Genomic DNA, 21,993 nt, shown 5'->3' on the forward strand with positions numbered 1-21,993 from the left:
CCCCGCCGATGCCGCTGCCGTCGCCCGCGAGGTAGACGTGGGGCAGGGACGAGCGCCCCTCGGGCGAGCGGGCGGGCAGCCACTGCCGGGCGGTCCCGTCGAAGGCGAACCGGCAGCCGGCGAGCTCGGCCGCCTGCGTCTCGCTGCGCAGGCCGAACGAGGCGCCGACGGCGTCGCAGGCGACGCGCCGCGGCCGGCCCGCCGCGTCGCGCCAGGCCAGGGCCTCGACGCGGCCGGCGCCCTCGGCGGCGACGCTCCGCACCCCGCTCCGGACGGGCACGCCCCGCAGGAGCCCGCCCAGGGTGTACCAGAGGCCCTTGGCCAGGGTCGCGGGCTCGGCCGCGAGGCCGGCCGCGGCGGCGGCCTTGGCCCGGAGCGGCGTCACGTCGAGCACGGCCGCCAGGGCGATGCCGGCCCGGGCGTACTGGTGGGCGACGAGGGGCAGGAGCGGCCCGGCGCCCACGAGGGCGACCCGGGCGCCGAGCGCCATGCCCTGCGCCTTCAGGGCGATCTGGGCCGCCCCGAGGGTGAACACCCCCGGCAGGGTCCAGCCGGGGAACGGCAGCACCCGGTCCATGGCGCCCGTCGCGAGCACCAGCCGGTCGACGCGCAGGCGCCCGTGGCCCTCCGGCCCGAGGAGGTCGAGGTGGCGGTCCTCGATGCCCCAGACGAGCGTGCCGGGGCGGTAGGCGAGCCGCCCGGCGAGGTCGCCGACGAGGCGGTGCAGGGCCCGCGCCCGGCCGGCCTCGAAGCCGTAGAGGTCGGGCCCGGGCCGCCCGGCCCCCGGGGGCGGCTGCCGGTAGATCTGCCCGCCGGGCCGGTCGCCCTCGTCGATGAGCACCGGCCGCAGGCCCGCCTCGGCCAGGGCCTGGGCGGCGCGCAGGCCGGCCGGGCCCGCCCCCACGACGGCCACCACGGGGTCAGGCACCGGCGCCCCCCGTGACCACCGCCATGCCGGGCTCGACCAGGGTGGTGCAGGCCCGCAGGCGCCGCCCGTCCGCGAGGTCGACCCAGCAATCCTGGCAGGCGCCCATCAGGCAGAAGCCCGCCCGCTCGCCGGGGCCGAACTCGAACCGGCGCAGGGCGCGCCGGTGCAGCAGGATCGCCCCGATCAGGAGGTCGCCCGCCCGCGCCTCGGCGGGGGCGCCGTCGATGCTGAACGGGATGGCGGGGCCGGGCCGGGCCCGGACGCGCCGGAAGAGGCCGGGGGCCGTCACAGCATGTCCTCGTGCCGGCAGTTCAGGAGCAGCTCGGCGACGCTCGCGGTGTTGGGCAGCCGCACCAGGGCCTCGATCATCGCCGCGACGTCGTCCGGGCGCGACATCAGGTCCCGGGGCTGCCGGGTGACGTGCGCCGTCATGTCGGTGTCGACGAAGCCCGGGCAGACGGCGGTCGCCCGGATGCCGTGCTCCCAGCCCTCGAGCCGCACCGCGTGGGTGAGCGCCACGAGGGCGAACTTCGCCATGGCGTAGCCGGTGTTCTCGTTGCGCACCCGCTTGCCGGAGAGCGACGCGAGGTTGACGACCCGTCCCTCGCCGCCCGCCACGAGGTGGGGCCAGGCGGCCCGGATCACCCGCAGCGGCGCCCGGGCGTTCACCGCCCAGAGGGCCTCGAGGGCGGTCTCGTCGGCGTCGAGGAAATGGGCCTTCGGGTTGATGCCCGCGGCGTTCACCAGGACGTCGACCCGCCCCAGGCGCGCCACCGTCTCGGCCACCCAGGCCTCGGCGGCGCCCGCCTCCCCGGCCTCGTAGCGGCAGCCGATCCACCCCTCCCGCGGCGCGAGGCGGCGGGGGTCGCGCAGGCCCGCGCTGACCCGGTAGCCGACGCCGGCGAGGCGCTCGGCCACGGCCCGCCCGATCCCGCGGCCCGCGCCCGACACCATGGCGACGCGCCCGCCCGGCTCAAGCATGCCCGCACCCGCGGGGCCGCCGCCCCGCCCGCTCCCGTGCCTGCTCCATCGCCCGGGTCTCCGGCCTGTTCCGGCGCCAGGATCGGACGCGCCGGCCGCGCCGGCAAGCGGAATTTCGCTGGCCGGATACTTCGATGCCTGTTATTTCGCTGAGCGGAAGTGAACCGCCGGCCGCCCGGCGATCATGCGCCGGGAACGGAACGCCATGGACCGATCCGCCCCCGCCCGCATCGCCTCGCTGCTGCGCTGCCTCGGCGAGGCGGAGGCCGGCGGCGCGCGCCTCTCCGCCCTCGCCGCCGGAACCGGGCTGCCGGCCCCGACGGCCCTGCGGCTGCTGCGGGCCCTCGAGGCCGAGGGCCTGGTCGAGCGCGATGACGGCACCAAGCGCTACCGCCTCGGCCTCGGCCTGTTCCGGCTCGCGGCCGAGGCCGGCAACCCCCTCGGCCTGCGCGACCTCGCCCGGCCGGCCCTGCTGCGGCTCACGGGCGCGCTCGGGGAGACCGTCTTCCTCCTCGTGCGCAGCGGCTACGACGCGGTCTGCATCGACCGCACGGCGGGCCCGCTGCCGATCCGCTCCTTCACGGGCGACATCGGCGGCCGGGTGATGCTCGGCCTCGGCCAGGGCGCGCTGGCGATCCTCGCCTGCCTGCCGGACGAGGAGCGGGAGGCGGTGATCCGCTACAACCTGCCCCGGCTGCGGGAGGCGACCAGCCTCGACGAGGCCTTCCTGCGCACGGAGATCGCCCGGGTGCGGGCCCTCGGCTACTGCGCGGCCGCCGCCGGCCTGATCCCCGGCATGGCGGGGCTCGGCGTGCCGATCCTGGGGGCGGACGGCCGCGCCGTGGCCGCGCTCAGCGTCGGCAGCACGGTCGACCGCCTCTCGGGCGAGCGCCGCGAGGCCATCGCCGGGATGCTGATGCGCGAGGCCGCCGGGATCGCCGACAGGCTCAACCCGTTCGACCCCACCCTGCGCCGGGCCGGCGCCGCCATGGAGCGGGGCCCGCGGGCCGAGGCGCGCTGAAGGCCGCAGGCGGCCCCCCAGCGCGGGCCTAGCCGCGGGCCGCCGGCACGCTCGACAGGGGGAGGGGCGCGGCGTCCTTGAGGGTGTCGAGCACCACCGACGAGCGCACGTGCGCGACGCTCTCGTGGGGCAGCAGCACGTCGTTGACCACCGCCGACAGGGCCCTGAGGTCCGGCACGATCAGCTTGAGCAGGTAGTCGCTGTCGCCCGTGAGCGCGTGGGCCTCCAGCACGCAGTCGAGGCCCCGCACGAGGTCGGCGAAGCGCCGGGCGTTGTCGCGGTTGTGGGTCGAGAGCGCCACCTTGGTGAACACCACCACGCTGAGGCCCAGGGGGCCCGGCGCCAGGTCGGCGCGGTAGCCCCGCACCACGCCCCGCGCCTCCAGCCGCAGGCGCCGGCGCGAGCACTGGCTCGCCGAGAGGTGGACCCGGTCCGCCAGCTCCTGGTTGCCGAGCCGCCCGTCCTCCTGGAGCGCCGCGAGGATCTTCAGGTCGAACCCGTCGAGCGTGAGCGACTCGCCCATCCTGGACGTCTCCGGTGCACGATCCGTGCACGGCGCCCGGGGCCGAGCCCGCGCTTCGCACGCACCGCGCACGAGAGACATGCTCAAGTCCCGCTCGTCAACGAGCAAGTGCCGCTCGTCAACGAGGAGGACGCGATGGGCCCCTATCCGCACGGCGCGCCGGCGCCGACGATCGACGCCAGCAACCCGATGGGCACGGACGGCTTCGAGTTCGTGGAGTACGCCCACCCCGAGCCGCAGGCCCTGCACGACCTCTTCCGCGCCCTCGGCTTCACGGCCGTGGCCCGCCACCGCGCGAAGGACATCACGCTCTACCGCCAGGGCGACGTGAACTACCTCGTCAACGCGGAGCCGGGCTCCTACGGCGCCAACTTCGTGCGCGAGCACGGCCCGTGCGCGCCCTCGATGGCGTTCCGCGTCGTCGACGCCCGCAAGGCCTACGCCCGCGCGATCGAGCTCGGCGCCAAGCCGGCCGACACCGCGAGGGGCGGCCTGACCCTCGACGTGCCGGCGATCGAGGGCATCGGCGGCTCGCTCCTCTACCTCGTCGACACCTACGGCCCCGGGGGCTCGGCCTACGGCGCGGAGTTCGAGTGGCTGGGCGAGCCCGACCCGCAGCCCGCCGGCGTCGGCCTGTTCTACCTCGACCACCTGACCCACAACGTGCACCGCGGCCGCATGGACGTCTGGGCCGGCTTCTACGAGAGGCTCTTCAACTTCCGGCAGATCCGCTACTTCGACATCGAGGGCAAGCTCACCGGCCTGTTCTCCAAGGCGCTGACGAGCCCGGACGGCAAGATCCGCATCCCGATCAACGAATCGGCTGACGAGAAGAGCCAGATCGAGGAGTACCTGCACGCCTACAACGGCGAGGGCATCCAGCACATCGCCTGCGGCTGCCGCGACATCTACGAGACCATCGAGGCGCTGCGGGCCGCGGGCGTGTCGTTCATGCCGGCGCCCCCCGCGGTCTACTACCGGCGCATCGACCGCCGCCTGCCCGGGCACGGCGAGCCGGCGGAGCGCATGGAGCGCAACGGCATCCTCATCGACGGCGAGGGCGTGGTCGAGGGCGGCACCACCAAGATCCTGCTGCAGCTCTTCTCCAGCAACGCCATCGGGCCGATCTTCTTCGAGTTCATCCAGCGCAAGGGCGACGACGGCTTCGGCGAGGGCAACTTCAAGGCCCTGTTCGAGTCGATCGAGGAGGACCAGATCCGCCGCGGCGTCCTCACGGGCTCCGGCGAGGCGGCCTGAGCCGGGCCGTGCGCGGCGCCCGGATCCCGGCGCCGCGGAAGCGACCGGCGCCCGGCGCCCTTCCCCCGGAGCCCCGCCCGACGGTCGTGGGCGCCGCCCCGCCGCGGAGGTTGCGATCCGTGAAGGCTTCGCGCCGCGACCGCGTTGACCGGTACGGGCGCGGATCGCGCGCCCGCGTCCGGACGGTTCCGGCGGCCGCCCGGCGGCCCGGGATGCCGCCCGGGCCGACCCCGCCCGAGGAGTTGAGCGCATGCGGATATCCGGAGAGAACCTGATCGGCGCCACCGCCCGGCGCGGCGGCGGCGAGGTCTTCCACGCCCTCGAGGCCGCCACCGGCGCGGTCCTCGAGCCGTCCTTCGCCTCGGCCGCGCCCGCGGACGTCGCGCGGGCCTGCGCGCTGGCCGCGGAGGCCTTCGACACCTACCGGGAGACCGCCCCGGAGGCGCGGGCCCGCTTCCTCGAGGCCGTCGCAGAGGCCATCCTGGAGATCGGCGACGACCTCGTCGCGCGCTGCGTGGCCGAGAGCGGTCTGCCCCGCGGGCGGATCGAGGGCGAGCGCGGGCGGACCGTCGGCCAGCTGCGCCTGTTCGCCGCCGTCGTGCGCGACGGCGGCTTCCTCGAGGCGCGCATCGACCCGGCGCAGCCCGGCCGCGCGCCGCTGCCCCGTCCCGACCTGCGCCTGCGCCAGGTCGCGGTCGGCCCCGTCGCGGTGTTCGGCGCCTCGAACTTCCCGCTCGCCTTCTCGGTCGCGGGCGGCGACACCGCCTCCGCCCTCGCGGCCGGGTGCCCGGTGGTGGCCAAGGCCCACCCGGCCCATCCCGGCACCTCGGAGCTCGTCGGCCGGGCCGTGCAGCGGGCGGTCGCCGCCTGCGGCCTGCCCGAGGGCGTGTTCTCGCTCCTCCTCGACGCCGGGCACGCGGTCGGCCAGGCCCTGGTGGCGGATCCGCGCATCGCGGCGGTCGGCTTCACGGGCTCGCGGCGGGGCGGCACCGCCCTGATGCAGGCCGCCGCCGGCCGGCCGGCGCCGATCCCGGTCTACGCCGAGATGAGCAGCATCAACCCGGTGGTCCTGCTGCCGGCGGCGCTGTCGGCCCGGGGCGAGGCGATCGGGCGCGCCTTCGTGGCCTCGATGACCCTCGGGTCCGGCCAGTTCTGCACCAATCCGGGCCTCGTCCTCGCGGTGGCGGGCCCGGGCCTCGACGGCTTCCTCGCGGCCGCCGCCGCGGCCCTGGAGGAGGTCCAGGCCGCCACCATGCTGACGCCCGGCATCCACCGGGCCTACTGCGCCGGCGTCGCCGCCCTGGAGGGGAATCCCGCCGTGCAGGTCGTGGGCCGGGGCCGGGCCGGCGGGGAGCACCAGGGCCGGGCCGCTCTGTTCGCCACCGACGCCGAGGCCTTCCTGGCCGACCCCGCCCTCGCCGAGGAGGTGTTCGGCGCCGCCTCGCTGGTGGTGCGCTGCCCCGACCTCGCGGGGGTGCGGGCGGTGCTCGAGGGCCTGGAGGGGCAGCTCACCGCGGCGCTCCACCTCGACGAGGCGGACCACGCGGCGGCCCGCTCCCTCATGCCGGTGCTGGAGCGGCGGGTCGGGCGCATCCTGGTCAACGGCTTCGGCACCGGGGTCGAGGTCGGCCACGCCATGGTGCACGGCGGGCCCTACCCGGCGACCTCGGACGGGCGCTCCACCTCCGTCGGCAGCCTGGCGATCCAGCGCTTCCTGCGGCCGGTGAGCTACCAGGACCTGCCCCCGGCGCTGCTGCCGGAGGCCCTGCGCGACGAGAACCCGCTCGGGCTCCGGCGCCGGGTCGACGGCCGCCTGGTCGCGCCGGGGGCCTGAGGCCGCCGGGGGCCTGACGCCGCCGGGGCCCCCGGTCCGGGCCGAAGGGCCCGGCCGGGCCGAAGAACCCGGCCGGCGCCTCAGCCCCCTTGCCGCCACGCCGCCACGGCGGCCGTCAGGGAGGCGAGGGGTGCGGGCGTCCCGATCGCCGAGGGCGTGCCGGAGAAGCGCGGCGCCGGCGCGGGCTGGACCGTGCCCTCGACCGTGACGAACGTCTCCCGGGCGGCGAGGTGGGGGTGGGCGGCCGCCTCGGACAGGGTGAGGACGGGGGCGAGGCAGGCGTCGCTGCCCTCCAGGAGCCGGCACCACGCGTCGCGGGACCGCGTGCGGAACAGCGCCGCGAGCCGCTCCCGCAGGAGCGGCCACCGGGCCGGATCCTCGCGCCCGTCGAGGTCGGGATCCGCGTCGAGGCCGACGAGGGCGCGGAAGCGGGCGTAGAAGTGCGGCTCGAGGGCCCCGAGGGCGACGTGCCGCCCGTCGGCGCAGGCGTAGGTGCCGTACCAGGGGGCGCCGCCGTCGAGGAGGTTCTCGGCGCGCCGGTCGCTCCAGCGTCCCTGGGCGGAGAGCTCGCAGAACATCGCCATGAGCGAGGCCGCCCCGTCGCAGATCGCGCAGTCGACGACCTGGCCCCGGCCCGTCCGCCCGGCCGAGAGGAGCGCCGCCAGGAGGCCGGCCACGAGGTAGAGCGACCCGCCCCCGTAATCGCCCACGAGGTTGAGGGGCGGCACCGGATGCGCCGCCGGGCCGATGGCCGCGAGGGCGCCCGTGACGGCGATGTAGGTGATGTCGTGCCCGGCCGCCTGGGCGAGGGGCCCGGTCTGGCCCCACCCGGTCATGCGGCCGTAGACGAGGCGCGGGTTGCGCCCGAGCACCGTGTCGGGGCCGAGCCCGAGCCGCTCCATCACGCCCGGCCGGAACCCCTCGATCAGGGCGTCGGCCCGGTCGAGGAGTTCGAGCGTCGCGGCGACGTCCGCCGGGTCCTTGAGGTTTGCCGTCACGGTGGCCCGGCCCCGGGACACGACGAGCTTGGAATAGGGGTCGGCGCCCCCCGGCCGGTCGAGCCGGATCACCTCCGCGCCCATGTCCGCCAGCAGCATCGCCGCGAAGGGGCCGGGCCCGATGCCCGCGAACTCGACGACGCGCAGGCCGGCGAGGGGGCCGGTCCCGCGGCCGGGCGCGGGCGTGTCGGCGGCCTCGTCGTGCATCCTGGTCTCCTCCCGGGCCGGACCGCCGCCGGGGCGGGGCGGCCGCGAGCCTTCGATCCCGGCCCCGCCCCCGTCGAGCCCTCCTTAAGTCGACCCCGGGGTGGTCCCGCGTGCGCCGGAGGACCCGGCGCGGCCGTCCCCGGGCGATCGGCACCGCCCCGTCACCCGGTCGGCGCGAGGCCCCCGAGCAGGACCTCGACCACCCGCCGGGCCACCTCGTCGGCGGGCAGCGGGCCCGCCGGGTCGTACCAGTGCGCGATCCCGTTCAGCGCGCCCGCCACCGTGGAGGCGGTCAGCGCGACGTCGCCGGGCCGGATCGATCCCTCGCGCATCCCCTCCCGGATCAGCCCGCGGATGCGCGCGTCCACGGCCCGCCTGCGGGCCCGGAAGGCCTCGCGCGCCGCCGGCGAGAGCTCCGTCTCGGCGACCCGGCTGGCGCACCTGCCGAAATCCAGCGTCATGACGGCGGCGTAGCGGCGCAGGGCGCTCCCCAGCCGGTCGAGGGCGTGCGCGCCCCCAGCCTCCGCGAGGGCCGCGTCGATCATCGCGAGGCCGGTGAGGACGCAGGCGGCCAGGATCTCGTCCTTGCCGGCGAAGTAGTGGTAGAGCGTCGGCTTGGTGACGTTCAGGCGCTCGGCGATGGCGTCGAGGGAGGTCGCGCGCACGCCCTTCTCGCAGAAGGAGCGGGCCGCGATGCGCAGCACGGCGTCGCGCTTCCGGCTCCGCTCCGCCGCGCGGCCGGCCCGGGTCTTCCAGGGTGAGGCGACCTGCGCTGCCACGGGTCCCCGCCTTGACGTCCGCCCCGCCAGCCCCTAAAGCCTTGAGGTTACTCATGAGTAATATTCATACTCGGCGTCAGGGTGCAAGCCTCGCGGCGCTCCCCGGCGCGGCGGCCCGGGGCGGCCGCGCCGATCCTGGGAGGGGAACGTGCAGGTTCAGGGCGTAGCGGCGATCGTCACCGGTGGTGCGTCGGGACTGGGCGCGGCGACCGGGCGGGCGCTCGCGGCGGCGGGCGCGCGGGTCGCGCTCCTCGACCTCGACGAGGGTGCGGCGGCGGCCGTCGCGGGCGAGATCGGCGGGATCGGCCTCGGCTGCGACGTCGCGGATGCGGGCGGCGCCGAGGCCGCGGTCGCCCGCGCCGCGCAGGCGCACGGCCCGGCCCGCATCCTGGTCAACTGCGCCGGCGTCGCGACGGCGGGGCGCATCGTCGGGCGCGCCGGCCCCCTCGACCTCGCGGCCTACGCCCGGGTGATCCAGGTCAACCTGATCGGCACCTTCAACCTGATGCGCCTCGTGGCGGCGGGCGCGGTCGGGCTCGACCCCCTGGAGGGTGGCGAGCGCGGCGTCATCATCTCGACCGCCTCGGTGGCGGCCTACGAGGGGCAGATCGGGCAGGCGGCCTACGCGTCGTCGAAGGCGGGCGTGGTCGGCCTGACCCTGCCGGCGGCCCGGGAATTCGCCCCCGCCGGCATCCGGGTCTGCGCCATCGCGCCCGGCCTCTTCGAGACGCCGATGCTGCGGGGCCTGCCCCAGGAGGTGCAGGATTCCCTCGGCGCCGCGGTGCCGTTCCCGTCGCGCCTCGGCCGGCCGGAGGAGTACGCCATGCTGGCGCTCGCCATCATCGCGAACCCGATGCTCAACGGCGAGGTGATCCGCCTCGACGGCGCCCTGCGGATGCAGCCCAAGTGACGCAGCCCACGTGACGGGAGCGCGGCCATGCTGAGCGACGACCAGGTCCTGATCCGCGACACCGCGCGCAGCTTCGCCCAGGAGCGGCTGAAGCCGTTCTCGGCCGAGTGGGACCGCGAGGCGCGCTTCCCCCGGGAGGCGCTGGCCGAGATGGGGACGCTCGGCTTCATGGGCATGCTGGTGCCGGAGGAGCACGGCGGCGCGGCGGCGGACCACGTCGCCTACGCGCTCGCGATCGAGGAGGTGGCGGCCGGCGACGGCGCGGTCTCGACCATCATGAGCGTGCACAACTCGGTCGGGTGCATGCCGATCCTGAGGTTCGGCACCGACGACCAGAAGCGGCGCTTCCTCGCGCCGCTCGCCCGGGGCGAGATGCTGGCCGCCTTCTGCCTGACCGAGCCGGGCGCCGGCTCGGACGCCGCGGCGCTCAAGACCCGCGCCCGCCGCGACGGCAACAAGTGGATCCTGTCCGGCACCAAGCAGTTCATCACCTCGGGCCGCAACGCCGACGTGGCGATCGTGTTCGCGGTGACCGACCCGGAGGCCGGCAAGCGCGGCATCTCGGCCTTCGTGGTGCCCACCGGGACGCCCGGCTACACGGTGGCGCGGCTCGAGCACAAGCTCGGCCAGCGCGCCTCCGACACGGCCCAGATCGTGTTCGAGGACGTGGAGCTGACCCCCGACCTGATGCTCGGCCAGGAGGGGGAGGGGCTGAGGATCGCGCTCGCGAACCTCGAGGGCGGGCGGATTGGCATCGCCGCCCAGGCGGTCGGCATGGCGCGGGCCGCCTTCGAGGCGGCGCTCGCCTACGCGGGCTCGCGCGAGACCTTCGGGACGCCCCTCACGGGCCACCAGGCCGTGGCCTTCCGGCTCGCCGACATGGCGACCCGGATCGAGGCGGCGCGGCTCCTCGTGCTCAACGCGGCGCGGCTGCGCGACGCCGGGCAGCCCTGCCTGAAGGAGGCCGCGATGGCGAAGCTGTTCGCCTCCGAGATGGCCGAGCAGGTCTGCTCCGACGCGATCCAGATCCACGGCGGCTACGGTTACCTGAGCGACTACCCGGTCGAGCAGATCTACCGCGACGTCCGCGTCTGCCAGATCTACGAGGGCACGAGCGACGTGCAGCGCATCGTGATCAGCCGCGCGCTGACGGCCTGAGGTCCCCCCGGCGCGGCGCGCCGGCCGGGGGTCATCAGCCCTCCTCGGCGACGGCGCGCAGGAGCGCCGGAACCTCGCCCGGGAGCTCGCGGGCGAGGAAGCCGATCGGCCCGCACGCGCGCGCCAGCCGCTGGCCGGCCTCGCCGTGCAGGTAGACCCCCCAGAGCGCCGCCTGCACGGGGCCGGCCCCGCGGGCGAGCAGGCCCGCGATGATGCCGGCCAGGACGTCGCCGGAGCCCGAGGTCGCGAGCCCGACGCCGCCGCCCCGGTAGCGCCAGGCGGCCCCGTCGGGGGCCACGACCCAGGTCCGCGCCCCCTTCATCACCGCGACGACGCCGAGGAGGCCGGCGGCCGCGCGGGCGGCCTCCAGCGGGTCGGCCTCGATCGCCTCCCGGCTCCTGTCGAGGAGCCGGGCCATCTCGCCGGCGTGCGGCGTGATCACGAGGCGGCCCCCGCGGGCGCGCACCGCCTCGGCATGGGCCGTGAGGTCGCCGAGGCACGCCGCGTCGAGCACGAAGGACGCGGACGGCGCCGCCGCGAGGAGCGCGCCGGTGAGCGCCGTCGCGCCCTCGCCCTCCGTCATCCCGGGGCCGACCAGGACCGCGTCGGCCCGCTCGGTCCGGCGGGCGAGGGCGGCCTCGGCGGCGGCGGCGTCGATGTCCCCGTCCCCGGCCTCGGGAAGCCCGATCACGAGGGCTTCCGGGACCGCGATCCCGAGCGCCGTCGCCGCGCAGGCCGGGACCGCCATCTGGAGCTTCCCGGCCCCGGCGCGCAGCGCCGCCGTCCCGGCGAGCAGGGCCGCGCCCGGCACGCCGGGCGACCCCGCGACGACGAGGGCGCAGCCGCGGTGGTCCTTGCTGCCGCCCTGCGGGTCCGGCAGCGCCATCGCGCGCAGGACCTCGGCGGTGATCTCGCCCGTGCCGGTCATCGGGCCGCCCTGCTCGCGTCGGGCTCCGCCGTCACCGGGGCGCCCTCGCGCTCGAGGGGGGCGACGAAATTGTAGCGCTCCAGCAGCAGCTTGCCGCTGCTGCCACGGCCGGGATCGAAGGCGTACTCGGTGACCGAGCAATTGGCGACGTCGCCCTCCGCGTCGATCGCCAGGATCTGCTGCTCGCTCATGCCCTCCAGGAGGTAGCGCATGCACAGCACCACGACCTGGTGCCCGACGATCAGCACCCGCTTGCCGCCGTGATGCAGCGAGATCGTGTCGAGGGCGCTGCGCAGGCGCAGGATCACGTCGCACCAGCTCTCGCCGCCGGGCGGCCGGTGGTAGAACTTGCCGAGGAGGCGCCGGTACTCGGCTTGGTCGGGATGGAGCTGGTCGATCCCGGACCGGGTCAGGCGGTCGAGGATCCCGAACTCCTTCTCCCGGAGGCGCTCGTCGGCGACGAACTCGAGCATGCGGTCCGACAGCCCGTCGGCCTCCTGGATCAGCTCGGCGGTCCGGCGGGCCCGCAGGTAGGGCGAGGTCAGCACCACGTCGGGGCGCTCCGAGGCCGGCTTCTCGGCGAACCAGCGCCCGACCGCGCCGGCCTGCCGCTCGCCGAGCGCGCTCAGCGGCACGTCGACGTCCCGCTCGGCGATCTCGATATGCGTTCGGCCCGCGTCGTGGGCCGCGTCCCGGGCGACGTTGCCGGCGCTCTCGCCGTGGCGGAGGATCCAGATTCGGTCGGGCCAGCGCTGCTGCATGGAACACCTTGGGACGGGGCCCGGGACGGGTGGACCTGGGGAACGCCCCGGACGGGCGCGGGTTCGATGCGTCGGTGCCGGCGTCGGTGCCGGCGTCGGTCGCGCGGGCCGGGCCCGGGCGAATCGCGGCGGGCCGGCGGAGCGCGCGGGGCGGCGCCCGGACCGTAGGTCAATCCTCTAAATATCTGATGCGATGGATCTTTATGATCCGGGCCGCCGCCGCCTATTGACGTTTGGCATCATGTCTGCGCGGAAGGGCGGCGCCCGGGCCGCCGGGCGGGACGTCGCGCAGCGCCGAAGGGTCGAGCACCGGATGTATCACGTCGGGAAGGACGGCTGGCTGTTCCTCACCGGAGGGTCGAACTCCGTCACCGACCAGTACGTCCGCGTGAAGGAGATCGGCTTCCTGATGCGGAAGTGGCGGGGGCTGATCCTGGCGCGCAGCCGGCGCTGCCGGGCCGCGGGCGCGCGCTACATCCACCTCGTCGTGCCCGAGAAGCTGAGCGTCTACGACCACAAGCTCGACGGGCTCGCCCTCGACGCGCGCTGCTCCCCGGCCCGGCGCCTCGGGGCGCTCCTGCGGTGGTCGTGGACCGGGCGGCGGGCCTGGATCGACCTCGTCGGCGCCATGCGGGCGCGGCGGGACGAGCGCGACCTCTTCCACCGCACGGACACGCACTGGAACATACACGGCTGCCTGCTCGCCTACCGGGCGATCTGCCGGGCCTGCGGCGCCGCGCCCCGGACCGACTTCCTGGACCGGCCCCTGACCGAGTTCCGGGCCGTGCTCGACATCGGGGCCAAGCTCGACGAGCCCCCCACCGAGGCGGTGCAGCTCTACGACCTCCTGCGGGACGCGGCGCGGGTGCGCGTCGGCCCGCTGCTGGCCGCCTGCGAGGCCAGCGGCCGGCTCGGCGAGCTGCATGTTGGGGCCCACGCGGTCTTCGCGAACGCGGCGTCCGGGGCCGACCCGCGCACCGTCGTGCTGTTCGGCGATTCCTGCGCCAACTTCACCCCCTACCTGCTCACCGCCATGCTGGCCGAGACCTTCCGCGAGGTGCACTTCATCTGGTCGTCGAGCCTGGACTGGGGCTACATCGAGCGGGTCCGGCCCGCGCTCGTCGTGTTCGAGGTGGTCGAGCGCTTCCTGCCCCGGGTGCCGGAGGACGATTTCGACGTCGCCGCCTACGAGGCCGAGAAGCTCGAGGCCCTCGGCCTCGCGGCCTGACGCGGCCCGGCGGGCGGACCGCCTCTACTCCGCCTGCGTGAACGCCGCCTCGAAGTCGCGCGACGCCACCTCGTCCAGCAGCGCCCGCAGCTGCGCCGCCTTCTCGCTCCCGAAGGTCGCCTCGAAGCGCGCCTGCGCGCCCCGCCACAGGCGCCCCGCGGCGCGGAACCGCGCCTCGCCCTCCTCGGTCAGGGTCACGCGCCGGCTGCGGCGGTCGCGCGGGTCGACCACGACGCGCACCAGCCCGTCGCGGGTGAGCGGGCGCAGCGTGTGGCCGAGGGCCGAGAGGTCCATCACCAGCACCTCGGCGAGCGCGCCCATCGTGGGCTCGCCGAGCTGGCGCAGCTGCGCCAGCAGGCCGAACTGCGTCGCCCGCAGGCCCGAGGGCGCGATCGCCTCGTCGTAGAGCTGGCTCAGCCGCCGCGTGGCGCGTCGCAGGGACGCGTTGCTGCAGGCGGTCGGCCTGGGCGTGTCGGTCATCCGGGTCTCCGTCGCTCCTCCCCGCGGGGCTGGCATGCGCGCCTCGCCTTGACGAAATAATGGCATATGCCATCAATACCGTCGAGGCATCCCGCGCACGATGCCGAAGGACGGCCGCCCGGTCGAGTGCGCCCAAGGGACGACCGATGGACGACCGCACCCGCCGCCTGCTGCACGGCCCCATCGGCCCGACGCTCCTGCGCCTCGCCGCCCCGAACGTGGTGGTCATGCTGGTCCAGGCCCTGGTCGGCCTGATCGAGACCGCCTTCGTGGCCGGGCTCGGCACCGACGCGCTCGCCGGCATGGCCCTCGTCTTCCCGCTCCTGATGCTGGTGCAGATGATCTCGGCGGGCGCCATGGGCGGCGGCATCCTGTCGGCGGTCGCCCGCTCCCTCGGGGCCGGCCGGCGCGCCGCGGCGGACGAGCTGGCCTGGTACGCGGCCGCCATCGGCCTGGGGCTCGGCCTCCTCACGACGGCGGCGGACCTCGCCTTCGGGCCCGCGCTCTACCGGGCGATGGGCGGCGCCGGGGCCTCCCTCGAGGCCGCCGCGACCTACGGCGGCGTGGTGTTCGCGGGGGCGGTGCTGATCTGGCTCTTCAACGCCCTCGCGGCGGTCATCCGGGGCACCGGCAACATGGCGCTGCCGGCGGCCGTCACCTGCGCGGGCGCGGTCGTGCTCGTGCCGCTCTCGCCGGTGCTGATCTACGGGCTCGGGCCCGTGCCGGGCCTCGGCATCGTCGGCGGCGGCGTCGCGGTGCTGGCCTACTACGCCGTCGGCACGGCGGTGTTCGTGCATCACCTCTGGTGGGGCCGGGGCCTCCTGCGCCCCGCCGCCCGCCCGCCGCGGCTCGCCTGGCCGCCCCTGCGCGAGATCCTGCGGGTCGGTGCGGTCTCCTCGATCGTCAGCGCCACCACGAACCTCACCATCGCGGTCGCCACCGCCTTCGCGGGGGCGGCCGGCCCGGCCGCGGTCGCGGGCTACGGCACGGGGGCGCGGCTCGAGTACCTGCTGGTGCCCCTGGTCTTCGGCCTCGGCGCGCCGATCGGCGCCATGGTGGGGACGAGCATCGGCGCCGGCGACCGGGCGCGGGCCCTGCGGGTCGCCTGGACCGGGGCCGCCATCGCGGGGGGGCTGACGGAGGCGATCGGCGTCGCGGCGGCGCTCTGGCCCGCCGCCTTCCTGGGGCTGTTCGGCTCCGACCCGCAGATGATCGCCACCGGGACCCGCTACCTCGTGCTCGTCGGGCCGTTCTACGGCTTCGCCGGCGTCGGCCTCGCGCTCTACTTCGCGGCGCAAGGGGCGGGCCGGGTCGGCTGGCCGCTCGTCGCCGGGCTCGCCCGCACCGCGGTCTCGATCGGGGGCGGCTGGCTCGCCCTGCGCCTCGGCGCCGGCCTCGACGGCGTCTTCCTGGCGCTGGGCCTCGGCCTCGCGGCGCTCGGCCTCGTCAATGCCGGGGCGGTCGCCGCCGGCGCGTGGTTCCGCGGGGACGCGGATCGGAGCGGGCCGGTCGCGGTCGCGGCGGCGCCGGGGGAGTGACGCATGACGACGGACCTGTATCTCGACGACCTCGCGCCCGGGCAGGTCTACGGCTCGGGCGAGGTCACGGTGACGGCCGAGGCCATCAAGCGCTTCGCCGACGCCTTCGACCCCCAGCCCTTCCACCTCGACGAGGCCCGGGCCGCGACCTCGTTCTTCGGCGGGCTCGCGGCGAGCGGCTGGCACACCGCCGCCCTCACCATGCGGCTCCTCGTCGAGGGGGCGTTCCGGCCGGCGGGCGGCATCATCGGGGCGGGCATGGACGAGCTGCGCTGGCCCAGGCCCCTGCGGCCCGGCGACACCATCCGGCTCGAGAGCGAGGTCCTGGAGGTGCGCCCCTCCCGCTCGCGCCCGGCGCAGGGGCTCGCCAAGGTCCGCACCACCACCCTCAACCAGCACGGCGAGGCGGTCCAGGTGCTCGTCGCCAACCTCGTCGTCGTGCGCCGCCCCGCCGGGGCCTGATCCGGCCCGGGGCGGTTGCAATGCGCGGCCCCGCCCCGCATATGCGGCCCGCATTCCATCCCTGCGGGAGCAGACACACGTGAGCGAGACGCTGGAGCGGCACGCCTTCGGTGCCGAGGTCGGACGCCTGTTGGACCTCGTCGTCCACGCCCTCTATTCCGAGCGCGAGATCTTCCTGCGCGAGCTCGTCGCCAACGCGGCCGACGCGGTCGACCGGCGCCGGTTCGCGGCCCTGACCGAGGCCGCCCCGGCCCTGCCGCCGGACGCCAAGGTCCGCATCCTCCCCGACAAGGCCGCCCGGACCCTGACCCTGTCGGATCCCGGCATCGGGATGGCGAAGGACGAGCTGGCGCAGAACCTCGGCACCATCGCGCGCTCGGGCACCCGCGCCTTCAGCCAGTCGCTCGCCGACGCCAAGCCCGACGAGCGCCCGAGCCTGATCGGCCAGTTCGGCGTCGGCTTCTACTCCGCCTTCATGGTGGCCGACCGGGTCGAGGTGACCTCGCGCCGGGCCGGGACCGAGGAGGCCTGGACCTGGGCCTCGGAGGGGCAGGGCGAGTACACGCTCGCGCCCGCCGCCCGGGCCGAGCCCGGCACCGACGTCGTGCTGCACATGAAGGCCGACGCGGACGAGTACCTCGAGCCCCTGCGCATCGAGACCATCGTGCGCAAGTGGGCCGACCACATCACCGTGCCGATCGCGCTCCTGCGCGACGGCGAGGAGGTCTCGGGCAACCAGGGCACGGCGCTCTGGCGCCGGCCGAAATCCGAGATCACCGAGGACGAGTACACGGCGTTCTACCGCCACGTCGGCCACGCCTTCGACAAGCCCTGGGCGACCCTGCACTGGCGGGCCGAGGGGCAGCTCGAGTTCACGGCGCTCCTGTTCGTGCCGGGCATGAAGCCGTTCCTCGCCGTCGAGGAGGAGCGCGAGAGCAAGGTGCGCCTGCACGTGCGCCGCATGTTCATCACCGATGCGGCCGGCCTGCTGCCGTCCTGGCTGCGCTTCGTGCAGGGCGTGGTCGACACCGAGGACCTGCCCCTCAACGTCTCGCGCGAGATGCTCCAGGCGACGCCCGTGCTCGCCCGCATCCGGCGCGCCGTCACCGCGAAGGTCCTGTCCGAGCTGAAGTCCCGGGCGAAGGACGCCGAGTCCTACGCGACCTTCTGGCAGGCCTTCGGGCCGGTGCTGAAGGAGGGGCTGTGGGAGGATGCCGAGCACCGCCAGGACATCGCCGGGCTCCTGCGCTTCCGCTCCTCGGCGGTCGAGGGCCTGACCTCCCTCGCCGACTACGTCTCCCGCATGAAGCCGGGCCAGGCGGCGATCTACATCCTGGTCGGCGACGACGTCGAGGCGCTCAAGGCCTCCGCCCAGATCGAGGGCTTCCGCGCCCGCGGCCTCGAGGTGCTGCTGCTCAGCGACCACGTCGACGCCTTCTGGCCGGAGCGCCTCGACAGCCACGACGGCAAGCCGATCCGCAGCATCACGCAAGGGGCCGACGACCTCTCGGCCTTCGAGCCCGAGACCGCGCAGGGCGACGCGCCGGCCGACCTGACGGCGCTCCTGCCGGCGCTGAAGGAGGCCCTGAAGGACGACGTCTCCGACGTCCGCGTGAGCCAGCGCCTCGTCGACAGCGCGGTGCTGCTCTCGGCGCCGGCGGGCGGGCCCGACCTCCAGATGCAGCGCCTGATGCGCCGGGCCGGCCGCGGCTTCGGCGCCGGGCAGCCGGTGCTGGAGCTGAACCCGCGCCACGCTCTCATCCGCCGCATCGCCGCCCGCGCCGGGGCCGGGGAGGACGTGGGCGAGGCGGCCCAGACCCTCGTCGACCTCGCCCACGTCCAGGGCGGCGATCCCCCGCGCGACCCCGTCGCCTTCGCCCGGCGCGTCGCCGCGGCCCTGGCGCAGGGCTGAGGTCCGGGCGCCCGGTCCCGGCGCCCGGCAGGGCCGGGACCGGGGCGTAATCCCGCGCATCCCGGCAACCCGCCGTTTACCATTCCGCCCGATGGTGGCGGGTGGAGAACGAGGGCCCGTGAAGCCATGATGTCCCGCGCGGAACGCTCGCATCTCGGCGACTGGTGGTGGACCGTCGACCGGGCGCTGCTCGCCGGCCTCGGCGGCCTGATGACCGCCGGGCTGGTCTTCCTGATGGCCGGCGGGCCGCCGGTGGCCGAGCGGCTCGGGCTGCCGACCTTCCACTTCCTCAACCGGCAGGTGGTCTACCTGCTGCCCACCATCGGGCTGATCCTGGCGGTCTCGTTCCTGTCGCTGCGCCACATCCGGCGCCTCGCCCTCGTCACCTACACGATCGGCATCGCGCTCTGCATCGCGGCGATCAAGTTCGGCCCCGAGATCAAGGGCGCGCACCGCTGGATCCAGTTCGGCTCCATCGGCGTCCAGCCCTCCGAGTTCGTCAAGCCGGCCTTCGTGGTGCTGGCGGCCTGGGCCTTCGCGGAGGGCGCGCGCCGGCGCGACATGCCCGGGGGGACGATGGCGGTGCTGCTCCTGCCGATGACCATCGTGCCGCTGATCCTCCAGCCGGATTTCGGCCAGACCATGCTGCTCACCATGGTGTGGTGCTCCATGGTGTTCGTGGCCGGCCTGCACTGGTTCTGGGTCGCCGGCCTCGGCGGCGCCGGCCTGCTCGGGGTGGGGGCGGCCTACGAGCTCCTGCCCCACGTGCGCGACCGCATCACCCGCTTCCTCGACAAGGATTCGGGCGACAACTTCCAGACCTTCTGGTCGCGGGAATCCTTCAACGTCGGCGGCTGGCTCGGCACCGGCCCGGGCGAGGGGGTGGCCAAGCGCCACCTGCCCGACGCCCACACGGACTTCATCTTCTCGGTCGCCGGCGAGGAGTTCGGCGTCGCGGTCTGCCTCGGCCTCGTGCTGCTGTTCGCCTTCATCGTCATGCGCGGCCTGATGCTGGCCCGGCGCAGCGACGACATCTTCTGCCGCCTGGCGATCACCGGCCTCACCGCCCTGTTCGGGCTCCAGGCCTGCATCAACATGGCGGTGAACGTGCGCCTGATGCCCGCCAAGGGCATGACCCTGCCGTTCGTGTCCTACGGCGGCTCCTCGCTGATCTCGCTCGCCCTCGGGATGGGCTTCCTCGTGGCGCTCACGAGGCGCCGGCCCCGGACCGCGCTCCTCAGCCGGGACGAGGGGCAGGCGCACTGAGGCGGGCCGGCGCCGCCTCCGCCGCGTCCCGGCGCCGCGCCGGGCGTCCCCTCGGGCGCACCCGGGTCGGTCCCGGGCCCGGGGGGTGACCTCCCGGGCCGGGCGTGACACAGGGAGGACCGCCCGCGACCACTCGACCGGAGACCCCATGAACCCCGCCCGCCCCGAATGAACCCCGCCCGCTCCGCCCCGGCCGCCCGATGAGTGTCGCCCAACCCCTGGTCCTCGTCGCGGCGGGCGGCACCGGCGGCCACCTGTTCCCGGCCGAGGCCCTGGCGCTCGCCCTGCGGGAGCGCGGCATCCGGGTCGTGCTCGCCACCGACAGCCGCGTCGCCGCCCTGTCGGGCGAGTTCCCGGCCTCCGAGATCGTGGCGATCCCGGCCGCCACGCCGTCGGGCCGCTCGCCCCTGGCGCGGGCCGCCGCGGTCGCGACCCTCGGGCGCGGCTTCGCGGCGGCGCTCGCGGCCGTGCGGCGCCTCAACCCGGCGGTGGCGGTGGGCTTCGGCGGCTACCCGACCGTGCCGCCGATCCTCGCCGCCCAGATGCTGCGGGTGCCCACCCTCCTGCACGAGCAGAACGCCGTGATGGGCCGCGCCAACGCGTTCCTGGCCCGCGCCGCGAGCGTCGTCGCCACCGGCTTCGCGGAGGTGCGGGGCGTGCCCGACAGGGCGCGGGCGCGCCGCGTCCACACCGGCAACCCCGTGCGCCCGGCGGTGCTGGCGGCCGCCGCCGCGCCCTACCCCGAGATCTCCGCCACCTCCCCGCTCGAGCTCCTGGCCTTCGGCGGCAGCCAGGGCGCGCGCATCATGAGCGAGGTGGTGCCCGAGGCGGTGGCGCGCCTGCCCGCGCCCCTGCGCGCCCGCCTCACCGTGGTGCAGCAGGCCCGCTCGGAGGACCTCGACCGCGTCCAGTCCCTGTACGGGGCCGCGGGCCTCGCGGCCTTCGCGGCGGCGCCCTTCTTCAAGGACCTGCCGGCCAAGATGGCGGCGGCGCACCTCGTCGTCGCCCGCTCGGGCGCCTCGACGGTGGCGGAGCTGGCGGTGATCGGCCGGCCGGCGATCCTGGTGCCCCTGCCGGGCTCCCTCGACCAGGACCAGGCCGCCAACGCGGCGGTGCTGGGCGCGGTCGGCGCCGCCTTTCCCAGACCACAAACGGCGTTCACCCCTGACCGACTCGCCGCGGATCTCGGCGACCTGCTCGGCGATCCCGGCCGTCTGGCCGCGGCGGCGGCGGCGGCCAGGGGCGCCGGCATTCCCGACGCCGCCGAGCGCCTCGCGGCGCTGGTGGTGGAGACCGCGGTCGCGGCCGCGCGCTGATCCGCGGCTCGCCGCAGGCCCCTGACGACACGAACGAGGACCCCGCCCCATGAAGCTGCCGAACCAGCTCGGACCCATCCACTTCATCGGCATCGGGGGCATCGGCATGTCCGGCATCGCCGAGGTGATGCGCAACCTCGGCTACACGGTGCAGGGCTCCGACGCGAACGACAACGCCAACGTCCGGCGCCTCGCCGAGAAGGGCATCCGGACCTTCACGGGCCACCGGGCCGAGAACCTCGCCGACGCCGCCCTGGTGGTGGTCTCGACCGCCATCCGCCGCGACAACCCGGAGCTCGTCTCCGCCCGGGAGCGCCGCCTGCCGGTGGTGCGCCGGGCCGAGATGCTGGCCGAGCTGATGCGGTTCAAGTCCTGCGTGGCGGTGGCGGGCACCCACGGCAAGACCACCACGACCTCCCTGGTCGCCACGCTCCTCGACGCCGGCGGCCTCGACCCGACGGTGATCAACGGCGGCATCATCAACGCCTACGGCACCAACGCCCGCATGGGCGAGGGCGACTGGATGGTGGTGGAGGCCGACGAGTCCGACGGCACCTTCCTGAAGCTGCCGGCGGACATCGCCATCGTCACCAACATCGACCCCGAGCACCTCGACCATTTCGGCTCGTTCGACGCCATCAAGGACGCCTTCCGGGCCTTCATCGACAACATCCCGTTCTACGGCTTCGCGGTGATGTGCATCGACCACCCGACGGTGCAGGACCTCGTCGGGCGCATCGAGGACCGGCGCATCATCACGTACGGCGAGAACCCGCAGGCCGACGTCCGGCTGATCGACGTCGACCTCAAGGGCGGCCAGAGCCGGTTCCGGGTCATGATCCGCGACCGGCGCCCGGGCTTCCGCCTGGAGATGGAGGACCTCGTCCTGCCGATGCCGGGCAAGCACAACGCCCTCAACGCCACGGCGGCGCTCGCGGTGGCGCACGAGCTCGGCGTCGCCCCCGAGGCGATCCGCAGGGCCCTGGCGGGCTTCGGCGGCGTCAAGCGCCGCTTCACCCGCACCGGCGAGTGGAACGGCGCCCAGATCTTCGACGATTACGGCCACCACCCGGTCGAGATCCGGGCGGTGCTCAAGGCCGCCCGCGCCTCGACGGAGGGGGCCGTGGTCGCGGTGGTGCAGCCGCACCGCTACACGCGCCTCGCCTCGCTGTTCGACGATTTCTGCACCTGCTTCAACGACGCCGACACGGTGATCGTCGCCCCCGTCTACGCCGCCGGCGAGGCGCCGATCGAGGGCATCGACCGGGACGCCCTGGTGGCGGGCCTGACCTCGCGCGGCCACCGCAACGCCGTGGCGCTCGAGCGCAGCGAGGACCTGGCCGGCCTGATCGGCGGCCTCGCGGGCCCGGGCGACTACGTGGTGTGCCTGGGCGCCGGCAACATCACCCAGTGGGCCTACGCGCTGCCGGGCGAGCTCGCGGGCCAGAACGAGAAGGCGGCGTGAGGCCGGCCCGCGCGGCGCGGCCGCCGGCCCGCGCGGCGCGG

The 21,993-nt window shown here is 75.7% G+C and carries 21 protein-coding genes; 12 read left to right on the forward strand and 9 right to left on the reverse strand.

Annotation, left to right across the window (positions count from 1 at the left end):
- From DT057_RS26425 to DT057_RS26435, 3 genes are all read right to left on the reverse strand, one after another.
- Positions 1–928, reverse strand: a 928-nt coding sequence (locus DT057_RS26425; RefSeq protein WP_128565074.1) for an NAD(P)/FAD-dependent oxidoreductase, incomplete at its 3' end; no start/stop codon positions are given.
- Positions 921–1,217: a (2Fe-2S)-binding protein gene (locus DT057_RS26430; protein WP_128565075.1), complete on the reverse strand. Its 297-nt coding sequence runs from the start codon at positions 1,215–1,217 to the stop codon at positions 921–923. The genes DT057_RS26425 and DT057_RS26430, both read right to left, overlap by 8 nt.
- Positions 1,214–1,909, reverse strand: coding sequence for an SDR family NAD(P)-dependent oxidoreductase (locus tag DT057_RS26435; RefSeq protein ID WP_128565076.1), 696 nt, complete (start codon positions 1,907–1,909; stop codon positions 1,214–1,216). Before DT057_RS26435 ends, DT057_RS26430 begins: the two co-directional genes overlap by 4 nt.
- 205 nt (positions 1,910–2,114) lie before the next feature.
- Here DT057_RS26435 and DT057_RS26440 point away from each other — a divergent pair, with 205 nt between their 5' ends.
- A complete protein-coding gene (locus DT057_RS26440) occupies positions 2,115–2,930 on the forward strand; it encodes an IclR family transcriptional regulator (protein WP_128565077.1) in 816 nt (271 codons plus the stop codon).
- A 28-nt stretch (positions 2,931–2,958) separates the two neighbouring features.
- Here the strand turns inward: DT057_RS26440 and DT057_RS26445 are convergent, their stop codons facing one another.
- Positions 2,959–3,453, reverse strand: a complete 495-nt coding sequence (locus tag DT057_RS26445; protein ID WP_128565078.1) for an Lrp/AsnC family transcriptional regulator — start codon at positions 3,451–3,453, stop codon at positions 2,959–2,961.
- 135 nt (positions 3,454–3,588) lie between these two features.
- On the opposite strand from DT057_RS26445, the gene hppD reads away from it, so the two are divergent.
- The gene (gene hppD, locus DT057_RS26450) at positions 3,589–4,710 is read left to right on the forward strand and encodes a 4-hydroxyphenylpyruvate dioxygenase (protein WP_128565079.1); all 1,122 of its coding nucleotides are present in this window, start codon (positions 3,589–3,591) and stop codon (positions 4,708–4,710) included.
- 250 nt (positions 4,711–4,960) lie between these two features.
- Positions 4,961–6,544 carry an aldehyde dehydrogenase (NADP(+)) gene (locus tag DT057_RS26455; protein WP_128565080.1) on the forward strand — a complete coding sequence of 528 codons (1,584 nt, stop codon included), beginning with the start codon at positions 4,961–4,963 and terminating at the stop codon, positions 6,542–6,544.
- 80 nt (positions 6,545–6,624) lie between these two features.
- On the opposite strand, the gene DT057_RS26460 is transcribed toward DT057_RS26455, so the two are convergent.
- Complete coding sequence (locus DT057_RS26460; RefSeq protein WP_128565081.1) at positions 6,625–7,749, reverse strand: CaiB/BaiF CoA transferase family protein; 1,125 nt, start codon at positions 7,747–7,749, stop codon at positions 6,625–6,627.
- Positions 7,750–7,910: 161 nt separating this feature from the next.
- Entirely contained in the window at positions 7,911–8,528 is a 618-nt protein-coding gene (locus tag DT057_RS26465) for a TetR/AcrR family transcriptional regulator (RefSeq protein WP_238313733.1), read from the reverse strand.
- A gap of 148 nt (positions 8,529–8,676) precedes the next feature.
- Here DT057_RS26465 and DT057_RS26470 point away from each other — a divergent pair, with 148 nt between their 5' ends.
- Both DT057_RS26470 and DT057_RS26475 read left to right on the forward strand, forming a co-directional pair.
- Positions 8,677–9,438: an SDR family NAD(P)-dependent oxidoreductase gene (locus tag DT057_RS26470; RefSeq protein WP_128565083.1), complete on the forward strand. Its 762-nt coding sequence runs from the start codon at positions 8,677–8,679 to the stop codon at positions 9,436–9,438.
- Between the two features lie 27 nt (positions 9,439–9,465).
- Entirely contained in the window at positions 9,466–10,596 is a 1,131-nt protein-coding gene (locus tag DT057_RS26475; protein WP_128565084.1) for an acyl-CoA dehydrogenase family protein, read from the forward strand.
- Between the two features lie 34 nt (positions 10,597–10,630).
- On the opposite strand, the gene DT057_RS26480 is transcribed toward DT057_RS26475, so the two are convergent.
- Complete coding sequence (locus DT057_RS26480) at positions 10,631–11,524, reverse strand: NAD(P)H-hydrate dehydratase (protein ID WP_128565085.1); 894 nt, start codon at positions 11,522–11,524, stop codon at positions 10,631–10,633.
- Positions 11,521–12,285 (reverse strand): histidine phosphatase family protein, encoded by a 765-nt coding sequence (locus DT057_RS26485; protein WP_128565086.1) that lies wholly within the window; start codon positions 12,283–12,285, stop codon positions 11,521–11,523. The genes DT057_RS26480 and DT057_RS26485 overlap by 4 nt, the downstream gene beginning before the upstream one ends.
- 241 nt (positions 12,286–12,526) lie before the next feature.
- On the opposite strand from DT057_RS26485, the gene DT057_RS26490 reads away from it, so the two are divergent.
- Positions 12,527–13,513, forward strand: a complete 987-nt coding sequence (locus DT057_RS26490; RefSeq protein WP_407068116.1) for an alginate O-acetyltransferase AlgX-related protein — start codon at positions 12,527–12,529, stop codon at positions 13,511–13,513.
- A gap of 24 nt (positions 13,514–13,537) precedes the next feature.
- On the opposite strand, the gene DT057_RS26495 is transcribed toward DT057_RS26490, so the two are convergent.
- Positions 13,538–13,993 (reverse strand): MarR family winged helix-turn-helix transcriptional regulator, encoded by a 456-nt coding sequence (locus DT057_RS26495; protein ID WP_128565087.1) that lies wholly within the window; start codon positions 13,991–13,993, stop codon positions 13,538–13,540.
- Positions 13,994–14,139: 146 nt separating this feature from the next.
- Here DT057_RS26495 and DT057_RS26500 point away from each other — a divergent pair, with 146 nt between their 5' ends.
- The 6 genes from DT057_RS26500 (at position 14,140) to murC (ending at position 21,952) form a co-directional block, all read left to right on the forward strand.
- The gene (locus tag DT057_RS26500; protein ID WP_128565088.1) at positions 14,140–15,531 is read left to right on the forward strand and encodes an MATE family efflux transporter; all 1,392 of its coding nucleotides are present in this window, start codon (positions 14,140–14,142) and stop codon (positions 15,529–15,531) included.
- 3 nt (positions 15,532–15,534) lie between these two features.
- The gene (locus DT057_RS26505) at positions 15,535–15,993 is read left to right on the forward strand and encodes a MaoC family dehydratase (protein WP_128565089.1); all 459 of its coding nucleotides are present in this window, start codon (positions 15,535–15,537) and stop codon (positions 15,991–15,993) included.
- A 79-nt stretch (positions 15,994–16,072) separates the two neighbouring features.
- Positions 16,073–17,905, forward strand: a complete 1,833-nt coding sequence (htpG, locus tag DT057_RS26510) for a molecular chaperone HtpG (protein ID WP_128565090.1) — start codon at positions 16,073–16,075, stop codon at positions 17,903–17,905.
- Between the two features lie 126 nt (positions 17,906–18,031).
- The gene (locus DT057_RS26515; RefSeq protein ID WP_128565091.1) at positions 18,032–19,171 is read left to right on the forward strand and encodes an FtsW/RodA/SpoVE family cell cycle protein; all 1,140 of its coding nucleotides are present in this window, start codon (positions 18,032–18,034) and stop codon (positions 19,169–19,171) included.
- 200 nt (positions 19,172–19,371) lie between these two features.
- On the forward strand, positions 19,372–20,487 hold the full coding sequence (locus tag DT057_RS26520) for a UDP-N-acetylglucosamine--N-acetylmuramyl-(pentapeptide) pyrophosphoryl-undecaprenol N-acetylglucosamine transferase (RefSeq protein WP_128565092.1): 1,116 nt from the start codon (positions 19,372–19,374) through the stop codon (positions 20,485–20,487).
- Positions 20,488–20,536: 49 nt separating this feature from the next.
- Positions 20,537–21,952, forward strand: coding sequence for a UDP-N-acetylmuramate--L-alanine ligase (murC, locus tag DT057_RS26525; protein WP_128565093.1), 1,416 nt, complete (start codon positions 20,537–20,539; stop codon positions 21,950–21,952).
- Positions 21,953–21,993 lie beyond the last annotated feature (41 nt).

The sequence above is a fragment of the Methylobacterium crusticola genome (genome assembly GCF_003574465.1).
Lineage (GTDB): Bacteria > Pseudomonadota > Alphaproteobacteria > Rhizobiales > Beijerinckiaceae > Methylobacterium > Methylobacterium crusticola.